The following is an 11975-nucleotide window of genomic DNA, read 5'->3' on the forward strand; positions in this document are numbered from 1 at the left end:
GATGGAATAGATTGCGCAGATTTTTTTGCAATGCAAGGCGGAGGAACCGCGCATATCGGCTATATGTAAGGCGACGACAACGAAGCAGTGCGCAAAAAGATGCACAATCTATCATTGGTTTTGAGGGTGATGAAGTATTATGGCCTATAAATAGGCTTTTTTGACTTGTACCCCTTGGTAGTAGTGTTGCAATATATCCTTAAAATATTCGGTATTGTCAGGCGGGGCCTGCTCCGCCATCGCTTTGGCCCCCCATTGGGACAAGCCAATCCCATGGCCCCAGCCGGAGCCGGTAATTACAACCGCCTCATCGGGCCTGCCGCTTAATGTGCGGATATTAGGATCAAGCGGGGCTGCCTGCCGGTTTTTTTTGCGGGACGACGGCCTTTTTTTCTTATCGGCGTTGACAGCCGGCAGCAATGCTTTGGCTCCCGCAGCCGGTATACGAATATCAAATAATGTACTTTTCAGTTCCAGCATACTTCTCAACTGTGTTCCTGATATTTCTGCACTGCCGTTGCTTCCCCGCAGCCGGACCGTTTTTACCCGGCCGGATATGCCCCGGTCAGCGCCGACGACCGGCGGCTTGGCAAGCGGGGACAGTTCGATGGCCTGTAAGCTGCCAATGTTGTAACCGGCTTTACTGATTGCCTGATTAAACTCAGCCGCGGTCAGCCGCTTCTCCCAGGTAAAGTTAGGGCAGTTCTGATCGTACCCCACCACCCCGCGCAAATAAGGCAACGGTGTGGACCAGACATTCTCGCTATTTTCGGTATAGCCCCCGGAGCTGCTGTGAAAATAAGCGGTGATTAATTTGCCGCTGTGTTTCACTACCAAGCCGCGGGTTGCATCTACCGCGGCCAGCGACCGGGGGTCTTCACTTTCCCGGCCCCCGTATACCTGGCAGTCAGTTGTCGAACATACATCAAACCCATCGGCTTTATGCTTATTATAATTAGCCAGGGCATAGGTGCGGGCAGCGACCGCCTGCGCCTTTACCGCCTCCAGCGGCCATGCGGGCGAGATCTCATTCTTAATAACCCCGTACAAATATTGCTCCACCGGCAGCGTGTTGACCACCGTCAACCCCGTTTGGCCTGCTGTGCGGTGAATACTGAGGCCGCCCCGGTAGCGGCGATTATTAACCTGTGCCAGCTGCTCGCCGGCCTCCAAAGCTTCATTTTTCCTGACAACAACCCCGAAGCCCTTGGCCGCGACCGCCGCCCCGTTAACACTAAGGGTCTTCTCCTGGGCGGCTATAGTGACCTTATCCCCGGCGCGGAAAGCAAACAATACTTTCCCTGTTGCAGAATCAGTCAGGTCAAAATTTGCCGCGGCGGAAATCTGGACACTGGGCTGATTAATTACAATTCCCACCCGCAGGCTTGGCTCAAAAAACGCTACGTCGGCCTCGGGCCCGGTATCGGCTGAGTGCGTATAACCGGCTAAGGGCAACAATAAGAAAATAACAAACATTATCCATTTTAACATAAATTTAGGCACTCGCATACCTCCACCGCTATTTTCTTGTTATCAGGTTCAGGATGATTGTCACAATAATGCTCAGTAGAATAGAAGTTACCAGGGGAAAGTGAAAGCTGAAATTACCGCGTTCAATATGTATATCGCCCGGCAGCCGGCCCAGACTCAAAAATTTGCCGCCAAAATGAAATACCAGGCCGGCAACAAGCAGCACAGCCCCTGTCACCATCAGCAGCTTGCCGAACGAATCAAAGCCTCCGGGCATCAGTTGTGCCCCCTGACCGGTTTGCAATACCGGTCTCTTTCGCTTAACACACAGCCACAGTAGGGCTGGCGGTACATCTCAAGCTCCCGGCTTATTCTGACGCCCTCCTGCCAGCCGGGGCGAAAATCCTGATAGCAGAAATCAATCCCCTCCGTCCTGGCGGCGCTTTCACCGGCTGCTTTTATTAATTCGTGCTGTTGGTAAGGGCTGACTAACAGCGTTGTGCTGAAACAGTCAAAACCATGCAGTTTGGCATAGCGGGCCGTTTGCAGCAGCCTGAGGTCATAACAATACCGGCAGCGGCCGGCCGCTGCCGTCAGCGCCTGCCGCAAAAACTCTTCCAGTGGATAGCTTTCATCAATAACCAGATTATCGAGACCTATTTTGCCGGCAAAATTTTTGAGCGTGTCCAAACGCCTGGCAAACTCTTTGTACGGATGAATATTAGGGTTGTAAAAGTAGCCGGTTATCTGACCGCCGGGGTATTTTTCCTGTAAATGCTGTAGGGGAAATACGGAACAAGGTCCGCAACAAACATGCAGCAGCATACGCATAACCTTTCGTCACCTACCACAATTTTTCCTGGGAATTATTTTTCTCATCATAGGCAAGATTGAGATGCGCATAGGCAGCCGGCGTGGCTATCCGCCCCCGCGGCGTCCTGGCAATAAAACCCATTTGCAGCAAAAACGGTTCATATACATCTTCAATCGTCTCTGTTTCCTCACTAATGGCCGCAGCCAGGGTATCCAGGCCAACCGGCCCGCCGTTAAACTTTTTAATAATAGCGGCCAGCATGTTTCGGTCGGTTTTATCGAGACCGCGCTTATCTACTTCTAACAGTTCCAGCGCTTTGTCGGCCAGGGCATCGGTGATGATGCCATTACTGGTTACCTGGGCAAAATCACGTACCCGTTTCAGGAGACGGTTGGCAATGCGGGGTGTGCCGCGTGAACGCCGGGCAATCTCCTGCGCCCCCCGCGGTTCAATGTCTACTTTAAGAATTTCAGCGGCTCTGTTGACGATACATACCAAATGCTCTGCTTTATAATACTCCAGACGACAAATTACCCCAAATCTGTCACGCAGCGGTGCCGCCAGAGCGCCGGCTTTGGTTGTCGCCCCGATCAGCGTAAATTTGGGTAAATCCAGACGAATGGAGCGGGCCGACGGGCCTTTGCCAATAATAATGTCAAGGGCATAATCTTCCATTGCTGAATACAAAACTTCTTCTACCACCCGGGACAGGCGGTGGATCTCGTCAATAAACAGTACATCCTTCTCGCCCAGATTGGTTAGCAATGAAGCCAGGTCACCAGGGCGCTCAATCGCCGGACCTGATGTAATCCGGAAATTAACGCCAAGTTCGTTGGCGACGATGCCCGCCAGGGTAGTTTTCCCCAGGCCGGGCGGACCGTATAACAATACATGGTCAAGCGCTTCGCCTCTGGCCAGTGCGGCCTGAACAAATATTGAGAGATTATTTTTTACCTGATCCTGGCCAATATATTCGACTAGGCGCCGGGGCCGCAGACTATACTGCCATGAGTCAACCTCCAGCTCGCCGGGCTCCATAACACGTTCTTCCACCAGCTTGATACCTCCCACGTTACCTCCGGCCAAATTCCTTTAATGTAAGCCTGAGCAAATGCTCCAGCGACAACTCTGCCTGGGTGCTTACTTCCCGTTCATACACCTTTTTAATAACCGGGATTGTTTCGGCCTGGCTGTAGCCCAGGGCCGCCAGTGCCTGGACAGTCTCCTGCAGGATATCCCCCTGCAGGGCCGGATCAGTGGTTTGTTGCCCGGGAGAACCGGCATTAAACTCAGCACCAATACCCATTTTATCTTTTAATTCCAGGATGATCCGTTCCGCCGTCTTTTTACCGATACCAGGTAATTTTGTCAGTATGGCCGCATTATTGGCACTAATGGCAGCCTGGAAATTAGGCGGTGTAATCGCTGATAAAACACCGGCAGCCACCTTGGGTCCAATCCCGGATACCGAAATCAGGTGCAGGAATAGCTCATATTCTGCCTGCGTGTAAAAGCCATGTAAGGTTAATGCATCCTCCCGTACGTTCAGATAAGTAAATAAGGTAGCCGGCTGGCCGGTTACCAGCTTTTGCCTGGTTGAATGGGGAATAAACAGCCGGTAGCCAATCCCCTGGACATCAACAAAACAATAATCGGCAAATAAATGAGTAACTATGCCTTTAACATAACCTATCATTTGTTATCCTCATCCTGTTTATATTCCCGCAGTGGATCGTGCAAATGGCCACTGCCAGGGCGTCGGCAGCATCATCCGGATGCGGTTTGCCGGGTAAATTCAACAATCGCTGCGTCATATAGATTACTTGTTCCTTAGTCGCTTTTCCATACCCGGTAACAGCCTGTTTTACCTGCAAGGGTGTGTATTCGGCCAGTTTCAGGGCATTTTGCGCTGCCGCCAGGAGGATAACCCCCCGGGCCTGGCCCACCGCCATGACCGTCCGTACATTCTTATTCATAAATAATTGCTCAACACCCATAATATCCGGGTTATATTGCTTAATAAGCAGATCAATCTCCTGGTGAACTTTCTTCAGCCGCATCGCGCCCGCCATGTCCGGCGTAGTTTCAACAACACCATAGGTAAGCGCTCTTATTCTGCTGCCTTGTGCCTCGACCAATCCATAACCACAGATCGCTGTGCCGGGGTCGATTCCTAATGCTATCATTTGCTGCCCCCTTTTTCTCCGTTATATTCGACAGCTTTTGGTCATTATCCTGTTAAAAAAAGCAAAAAGAGAGGTTTCCCTCTCTTTATCGGGCCTGCATTCCTTCTAATGTTTTTAATAACTCCTCTTTGGACTGTACCACCAGGCCCTGCCGTAATTCCTGGACATCCTGCGGCATTAGTGCCGTAACCGGTATTTTAGTCATTTCCTTAACAATGGCTTTAGGACCGGGTACACCGTAGAAAACCGTTACTTTGTCGTCCTTGATGCCAATAAACATATTATTGGCATGTTCGCGGCACAGGCTATCCACCTTCAGCGACATTTCAATCTCTTTGGTATCAAACTTCTCAATTGACCAGCCATTATAGATTCTTTGCACCTGGTTGAAATTAAGACCCACTAAATTGTCAGGCGGCTTCGTTTTAAAGATTTCCTGGTCATTGCATTTTGTATACGTGATTTTTTGGATTATATCTGTAGCAGCGGAAATTTTAATTTTTCCATCCTGTTTTACAACTTCACTCTCTGGGGGCGGAACCAGCAGGCTGCCGCCATCATTTACCTGGAACACATAATAACCGATGCCAGATAATAATAAAATTAGGCCGCCAATCACAACCGGCCGGAGACATACCGGTTTGCTAAGCCACTTGGCAGGGCGAAGCGCGGAAATTTTGTCAAATAAATTTTTAAACGACATTTAGACAACACTCCTTTCTTTAGTGTTGCCAGTATTTTTTCCAAATTATACAAAAATTATACCCGCCTGCAATTTAAACGTCAAAATAATAAGCAGGCTGCAGCCTGCTCAATTAATCTTCCATATCTTCAGGAATATCAAAGTTGGTATATACTTCCTGAAGATCATCATGATCTTCAAGGGCATCCAGAAGCTTCATCATCTTTGCCGCCTCATCGCCGGCCAGACTGGTTGCCGTTTCCGGCACCATGGTGATGCGGGCAACCACTGTTTTTATATTATTTTCTTCTAACGCTGCCTGCACCTTTTCAAAATCATCAGGGGCTGTCGTTATTTCAAACTGACTGTCAACCGCCTCAAAATCCTCGGCCCCTGCATCCAGCGCCAGGAGCATCAACTCTTCTTCATTAAGCCCGTCCTGCTCAATAATAAATATCCCCTTTTGTTTAAACATCCAGGCAACGCACCCGGACTCACCAAGATTACCGCCAAATTTCGCAAACAGATGTCTTACATCGGCAGCCGTCCGGTTACGATTGTCAGTCATGGCCTCAACCATGATAGCAACCCCGCCGGGTCCATAGCCTTCATAGCTTATTTCTTCATAATTACTGCCTTCAAGGGCTCCCGCGCCTTTTTGAATTGCCCGTTGAATATTCTCTTTCGGAATATTGTTTTCTTTTGCTTTTTGCAGCGCCAGTTTTAAACGCATGTTACCTGTAGGGTCAGAGCCGCCCAGTCTTACGGCAATCGTAATTTCACGGCCAATCTTGGTAGTAACCTTGCCGCGAACGGCATCCATTTTGCCTTTTTTGTGTTTTATATTGGCCCATTTTGAATGTCCCGACATTGTAATACTCCTCTCAGACTATGTGAATCGCCAATATTGTAACATAATAGTCAGGTATTGGCAAAGCTCATTTTTAAATCCACTCAATGACTACCTCTTTGCCTTTAGCTTCTAATACGGCTTTTAATTTTTTCAGTACCTGGGATTTGATATTCATCTGCAGCGGAAAACCTGGATTCTGGTGAGCCGGATTAACGGCCAAACCGGCAAAAATCTTAATTTTGTCAGCCGCCAGCAGCAATTTGGCCAATAAGGTAGCCCCATCTTTCTTATGGGTACTGCGCAGGTTTTTCGTCATTGTCAACCGGTCAGCTGCGGCATGCAACGTCAGCACACCCTCTGTCACTAAATCGATCCCGTCAATATAGCCGATGGGCGGAATCTGCGGGTCCTGGCAGGTCAAATCCACCGTAAGCGGACAATTGCTTATTTTACTGACGATTTGAGCAGTAGTCCCGCCGGCGACCACTTTTTTTCCCGTTTCGGCCAGCAGCCGCGTGACATACTCTTCGTCACGCCCGGCATCGGCGGGCGGTCCGGTAAATAACGTCAATTGCTGGGGGTAACGCATTTTTATCACTAAAGCGGTTGAATCGTCACCAGGCCGGCCGACATAGTAGCCTTCACAACAATTTATCAGGTGTTGGCCGATGATTTCAGCATCACTTGTTTCATCACATTCCCTTTCGATTTGGCCTGCTACCCCCTTCCAGCCCCAGCCTAATTTGAGCAGGCCGCCAATGCCGGCATGAAGCACACCGTCGGTTACAGCGACTAATATATCCTGGGGCTGGAGCCAAAGCTCGCCTTCCCGGATCGTCTTGCCGCTTACCAGCTTCTCATGGGTAGGGAACTTAAGAACCTTGCCATTACGTACCAGAAAGGTTTCGGGGCAGTCAAACTCGACAACCGTTGCTTGTCCGTTCGGAGCAATTTTTATGATATGCAGGGTCGAGTAGGCAATCTTACGCTGCCGGCATACCGGCAGTGTTTCCGCAATCGTGTTTACCACATCCGCCAGGGGGATGCCGCGTTTAAGCATAACCGTAGCAATTTTGGTAGTCAAGGTAGCTAAGATATTGGCTTTGACACCGCTGCCAAGCCCGTCGGACATGACGATAATTGTTGCTGCCGGCGTTCTGACAATGTCAACATTATCACCGCATAATTCTTCACCGACTTTAGATAATTGGGCTAAGCCGACCTCGGCATGAAGCCGCTGCATTACATGTCACCCTTGCTTTTAATTAACATAATCATTTCCAACAGCGCCGATTTTGTTTCCGCTGTAGTTTCTCCCAGCAAACCGGCAATCTCTTGTGCGACCTGCATCTGCTTATTAATAATCTCCGTTGCTTTGCTCACAGTTTCAAGCTTCATTTGCTGCAGCTCCCGGCTTTTTTGTTCATGGGCGGTCACGTCGGTAATGATGGCAATAACCAGGCCATGTTCAGGCACCGGAATAATCATTTGTTCGGTAATGATGCCATACTGGGAATATTCCACCCTTTTGCCCACAATCTTGTGACCAAATTGAGCCGTGGCAATAAAATCCGAGCAGTCAAACAGCTCGGTTAAGCTCATGCCTTTAAAAATTTCTTTACCGGCACCAAACATTCGTTTAACTGCCGGATTAAATTCCTTAATAATCATTTTCTCATTAACGGCAATGATGGCATTGAGGGAGTTCTCCACAATAATGTTGGCAAAGGATTCGGCTTTAGAACGCATATAGGGAACACACATCTCTAATTCGGCCAGCCCCTGAAATACAGCTACAGCCTTGGCGCGGCAACTGTCATACCCGCAGGCGCCACAGTTTTTTTCATCTTTTGCCGAAAATTTACCTGTTTGTTTAAGAATGTCCCTGATCTCGTCTTCGGCAGGGGTGACGGCATTAACAGGTCGGGACTGGTACTGGCGCCGCAGGTCGATTGTACCGGTGGCAGCCGGGTATGGGCAGGCAGTGTCCATTGCCATTTTGGCATAAGTAATGATCTTATTGCGTTTAACCGGCAGCAACTGACCCCCCCCCATGGCCGGCCCCCCCACACATCCGCCGGTACAAGCCATCGCTTCAATAAACGTGGGGGTAAACTCGCTCTTACTCAGGGCCGCGAATACTTCCAGGCAGTTTTCAAGGCCATCGATTGCGATAATATCGTCACAGTCCGCCGGCGCAACCCATGGCCGCAGTATTCCCCCGCTTACCGGAAAGTACCGGCCCGGGCCGGGAGTGCCTGGCGGCAATAAGGGCGTTGCCGGCGAAACAGCTTTATGAATATAAGCAGGTAAGCCCTGTAACCATGCTTCTAATTGCTCAAAGGTAATAACAGCATCCGCCTGAGAACCTTCGCAACCCTCAGCCATTTTGGCAATACAGGGTCCGGCAAATACAACAAAAGTGTCCGGCCCATACTGATTTCTAATCATCTTCGCGTGGGCCAGCATTGGCGATATAACCGGAGCAAGGTTAGTGACTAACAGCGGATAGTACTGCTCGATAATGTTCACAACCACCGGGCAGCAGGAAGTAATCAGGGTATTATCCCCAGGCTTGATGTTTTGCAGGTATGTGCCATATAGTTCGGAAATTTTGTCGGCTGCTTCTGCCGTTTCCGCCACGGCGGTAACACCGGCCTGGAGTAAACATTCAGCCAGTCCGGATAGCGTATGTCCCGGAAAAGCAGCAATATAAGAAGGAGCCAAACTCACAACAACGCGTTTTCCCTGGCTGATTGCTGCCAGCATGGGCTGCAGTTGATTGTCCACTTGTTTGGCCTGCTGCGGGCATTCCCGGACACACCGGCCACAAAGTATACAGCGTTCTTCAATAACACGGGCATGACCTTTATTAATAGCAATAGCTTTTACCGGGCAAGACCGTACACAGCGGAAACAATCCCGGCAATTCACTTTATGGGTGAGGATGGTGTTAATGAGGTTTCCCTCCCAACACTTTTTCCACAAATATGTCATGCACTTTTTCTTTGGCTACATTATGAATAATTTCATCATTCAACTTAATAACAACACCTTCGGTGCACTGGCCCTGGCAAAAATTGCCCTCAATATCGATTTCACTTTGCACCTGGTATTTATCAATTAACGCTTTGAAAGCATTTAATACACTGTAGGCCCCGCGCAAGTGGCAGGCACTTCCAAAGCAGATTGACAGCTTTAACATGACTACACCTCAATATAATGTGAAATTTTTCACTATCAACACAAAACAATTACTCTTATCTATTCTACGCTAAAAGCACATGTTATGCAACATGTGCTTTTAGCAGGCTCGCGCTACTGCCGTCCACAACACTACGCTGGTTCAATGGCCGGAATTAGCATTATTACCACCATTACTGCCATTCAACATATCACTGTTTAACGGAAATGGAAACTGAACATATGTATTGGGAACTTCCCCGACAACAACGTATTCGGCAATAGGCACCTGCGTATTAATACTTACGCTTTCACTGACCAGCGGCACAACAATACGGACCTGGGTAGTAGCAACAAGGTAAACCATATGCCGGGTTTGGTTAATACCGGCTTGCTCAAACTTATCAATTACTTTAACCTGGACCGTACCGACAGGAATGATCGTAACGGTAATTTTAGGACCCCAACTAGCCAGCATCTGACTGCCAAACACCTGACCAATCGGAATACGTATCTTCTCTTCCTTAACTGCCCGCAGCCCATCCTGGACTTTCATCGTCGTATCGGCTGCCAGCCTGTTAAATTCCATCGTATTCGGTTGAATAAGCACTACCCGGCCATGTTCATCAAGGGTGACGTTTACCAGCGTCTTGGGATCAACAGTCAGACTGACTTCATTGTTAATGACATTGTTAATCGCGTAGGTTGCGATAAAGGTGGCTCTTGCTTCCGCAATCGCCATCAGTGTTGGCTTTAGGTGAGTTTCAATCTGCCAGAAAAAGAACAATAATACACTCCCCAAGGCGATGATGACTAGTGGCAAGAGTGGCATTGTACGCTTTCGCCGCACTGAAAACCGCATGTCTCCCCCTCCTCTAAACCACCATTACTTCGTTTATTAATTATATATATGGTCAAAGCTGGTTATTAGTTACTCATATATTACAAAACATTATAATAAAATCACCGGGAATACTATATTGTATCCAATTAGTGAAGACTCTTTTATCGGCCTTACCAATAAAAATACCGGGAGGCGATCGCCAATGGATCGTTTAGAAAAGTTAAAAATGAGTGTTGCCAATGAAACCCTTGGCAACACAATGAATACAGAAATAACCAGCGCCAGCTGCAAAAGTGTTGTAAATGAGAGGAAAACTGAGAGTGCCGAAGAACTGGGGTTTAAAGAAAAAATTGACACTGCCGGCCGGCAAAGCATGACGACCGGTGAGGCTGGAAAAATCGGCGGCTCCATGGGCGGACATAGCGGCGGACAAATGGTCAAAAACCTGATGGCAATGGCGGAAGCACAAATGGCTCCTGTTGATGGCACAACCCTTGAGGAGGTAAAAAAACAGCTGGCAGGCAAGCGGTGAAAATAAAACTGGGTCGCAGGTGCGACCCAGTTTTTATTCTCCTGTCAGGTTACTTAATAATAATCCGGTGATAATTCTTCTTGCCTTTACGAACCAGCAGGCTGTTATTTTCAAACAGGCCGGCGGCAAGCAGAAAATCCGGATCGGCAACCTTGGCATCGCCGACATAAAGCCCACCTTGCTGAATGAGTCTGCGGCCCTCACTTTTAGAAGGGATAATGCCGGTACTCACAAGCACATCCAGCAACTTAGCCCCGATTGTATCAGCCGTTACCGCCACCGTGGGGGCATTATCCAGTTTGCCGGCGCCGCCAAACAAGGCTTCCGCCGCCTGTTGCGCTTTCTCGGCTTCATATTGACCGTGAATCAGCTTAGTTACCTCAAAGGCCAGTGTTTTCTTGGCAATATTAATTTCCTTGTCCTTAAGAGCGCCCAGCCGCCGGACCTCGGCCATCGGTAAAAAGGTAAGGAGTGCGAGACATTTTTCTACATCGGCGTCATCAACGTTACGCCAGTACTGATAAAAATCATAGGGTGAGGTTTTCTCAGCATCCAGCCAGAGAGCTCCTTTTTCCGTCTTGCCCATCTTGCGCCCGTCACTGGTCGTCAGCAGGGTAAAAGTCAGGCCATAGGCCAGTTTGCCTTCCTTACGCCTGATAAGATCCGCCCCCGCCAGGATGTTGGACCACTGATCATCACCGCCCATCTGCATAATACAGTCAAAGCGGCGGTTAAGCTCCAGGAAGTCATAGCCCTGCATTAACATATAATTAAACTCCAGGAAGGATAAGCCTTTATCCAGCCGCTGTTTAAAACACTCGGCAGTCAGCATGCGATTGACGGAAAAATGCACGCCAATATCCCGCAAAAACTGCACATAGTTGAGGGTTAACAACCATTCGGCGTTATTTGCCATTAAAGCCTTGTCATCAGAAAAATCGATAAACCGCTGCATCTGTTTTTTAAAGCGCTCACCGTTATGGGCAATCGTTTCCGTTGTCATCATCTTCCGCATATCGGCTTTGCCGGAAGGATCTCCGACCATCGCCGTACCACCGCCGATCAGACAAATGGGACGGTGACCGGCCTGCTGCATATGGGCCATCACCATCATGCCCAGGAAATGACCGACGTGCAGACTATCGGCCGTGGGGTCAAAGCCAATATAAAAGGTGATTTTTTCCTTGGCCAATAGTTCACCGATTTCTTCTTCATGGGTTAACTGCTGGATAAATCCCCGTTCTTTGAGTGTGTTTAGTACAGACATTGCCAACTCCTCCTTCATTGCCCGGATTCATCCGGTAAAAATAAAAAACCGTCCCTGGTCAGGGACGGGGAACAACCCGTGGTACCACCCTTGTTGCTGAAATATCAGCCTCTCAAGCGAAGTTAAAAACTTCTATCAGGCCTT

At 48.9% G+C, this 11975-nt stretch carries 14 protein-coding genes and 1 other annotated feature (1 of these 15 only partly in view); of the genes, 1 reads left to right on the forward strand and 13 read right to left on the reverse strand.

Features of this window, described 5'->3' with window-relative positions; all coding sequences use genetic code 11:
* Positions 1–144 precede the first annotated feature (144 nt).
* The 12 genes from SPTER_RS10800 to yunB form a co-directional block, all read right to left on the reverse strand.
* Positions 145–1503 carry a SpoIID/LytB domain-containing protein gene (locus SPTER_RS10800; protein ID WP_170233237.1) on the reverse strand — a complete coding sequence of 453 codons (1359 nt, stop codon included), beginning with the start codon at positions 1501–1503 and terminating at the stop codon, positions 145–147.
* 16 nt (positions 1504–1519) lie between these two features.
* A complete protein-coding gene (locus SPTER_RS10805; RefSeq protein ID WP_144350421.1) occupies positions 1520–1747 on the reverse strand; it encodes a DUF2905 domain-containing protein in 228 nt (75 codons plus the stop codon).
* Positions 1747–2301 carry an epoxyqueuosine reductase QueH gene (locus SPTER_RS10810; protein ID WP_144350422.1) on the reverse strand — a complete coding sequence of 185 codons (555 nt, stop codon included), beginning with the start codon at positions 2299–2301 and terminating at the stop codon, positions 1747–1749. The genes SPTER_RS10805 and SPTER_RS10810 overlap by 1 nt, the downstream gene beginning before the upstream one ends.
* A gap of 13 nt (positions 2302–2314) precedes the next feature.
* Positions 2315–3322: a Holliday junction branch migration DNA helicase RuvB gene (gene ruvB, locus SPTER_RS10815; RefSeq protein ID WP_425474364.1), complete on the reverse strand. Its 1008-nt coding sequence runs from the start codon at positions 3320–3322 to the stop codon at positions 2315–2317.
* 34 nt (positions 3323–3356) lie between these two features.
* Positions 3357–3980 carry a Holliday junction branch migration protein RuvA gene (gene ruvA, locus SPTER_RS10820; RefSeq protein WP_144350423.1) on the reverse strand — a complete coding sequence of 208 codons (624 nt, stop codon included), beginning with the start codon at positions 3978–3980 and terminating at the stop codon, positions 3357–3359.
* Complete coding sequence (ruvC, locus tag SPTER_RS10825) at positions 3964–4470, reverse strand: crossover junction endodeoxyribonuclease RuvC (protein WP_144350424.1); 507 nt, start codon at positions 4468–4470, stop codon at positions 3964–3966. The genes ruvA and ruvC overlap by 17 nt, the downstream gene beginning before the upstream one ends.
* A gap of 85 nt (positions 4471–4555) precedes the next feature.
* Positions 4556–5173 carry a BofC C-terminal domain-containing protein gene (locus SPTER_RS10830; protein WP_144350425.1) on the reverse strand — a complete coding sequence of 206 codons (618 nt, stop codon included), beginning with the start codon at positions 5171–5173 and terminating at the stop codon, positions 4556–4558.
* A 112-nt stretch (positions 5174–5285) separates the two neighbouring features.
* Positions 5286–6023 carry a YebC/PmpR family DNA-binding transcriptional regulator gene (locus SPTER_RS10835; protein ID WP_144350426.1) on the reverse strand — a complete coding sequence of 246 codons (738 nt, stop codon included), beginning with the start codon at positions 6021–6023 and terminating at the stop codon, positions 5286–5288.
* Between the two features lie 73 nt (positions 6024–6096).
* Positions 6097–7248 carry a SpoIIE family protein phosphatase gene (locus SPTER_RS10840; RefSeq protein WP_144350427.1) on the reverse strand — a complete coding sequence of 384 codons (1152 nt, stop codon included), beginning with the start codon at positions 7246–7248 and terminating at the stop codon, positions 6097–6099.
* A complete protein-coding gene (locus SPTER_RS10845; protein WP_246105569.1) occupies positions 7248–9002 on the reverse strand; it encodes a [Fe-Fe] hydrogenase large subunit C-terminal domain-containing protein in 1755 nt (584 codons plus the stop codon). Before SPTER_RS10845 ends, SPTER_RS10840 begins: the two co-directional genes overlap by 1 nt.
* Positions 8959–9210 carry a (2Fe-2S) ferredoxin domain-containing protein gene (locus SPTER_RS10850; RefSeq protein WP_144350428.1) on the reverse strand — a complete coding sequence of 84 codons (252 nt, stop codon included), beginning with the start codon at positions 9208–9210 and terminating at the stop codon, positions 8959–8961. The genes SPTER_RS10845 and SPTER_RS10850 overlap by 44 nt, the downstream gene beginning before the upstream one ends.
* 141 nt (positions 9211–9351) lie before the next feature.
* Positions 9352–10050: a sporulation protein YunB gene (gene yunB / locus SPTER_RS10855; RefSeq protein WP_144350429.1), complete on the reverse strand. Its 699-nt coding sequence runs from the start codon at positions 10048–10050 to the stop codon at positions 9352–9354.
* Positions 10051–10234: 184 nt separating this feature from the next.
* Between yunB and SPTER_RS10860 the strand changes: the two genes are divergently transcribed.
* Positions 10235–10564: a small, acid-soluble spore protein, alpha/beta type gene (locus SPTER_RS10860; protein WP_144350430.1), complete on the forward strand. Its 330-nt coding sequence runs from the start codon at positions 10235–10237 to the stop codon at positions 10562–10564.
* 49 nt (positions 10565–10613) lie between these two features.
* On the opposite strand, the gene tyrS is transcribed toward SPTER_RS10860, so the two are convergent.
* The gene (gene tyrS, locus SPTER_RS10865; protein WP_144350431.1) at positions 10614–11831 is read right to left on the reverse strand and encodes a tyrosine--tRNA ligase; all 1218 of its coding nucleotides are present in this window, start codon (positions 11829–11831) and stop codon (positions 10614–10616) included.
* Positions 11832–11888: 57 nt separating this feature from the next.
* Positions 11889–11975 (reverse strand) — a binding site (T-box leader) (it continues 309 nt past the right edge of the window).

It is taken from the genome of Sporomusa termitida (assembly GCF_007641255.1).
GTDB classification, from domain to species: Bacteria; Bacillota; Negativicutes; order Sporomusales; family Sporomusaceae; genus Sporomusa; species Sporomusa termitida.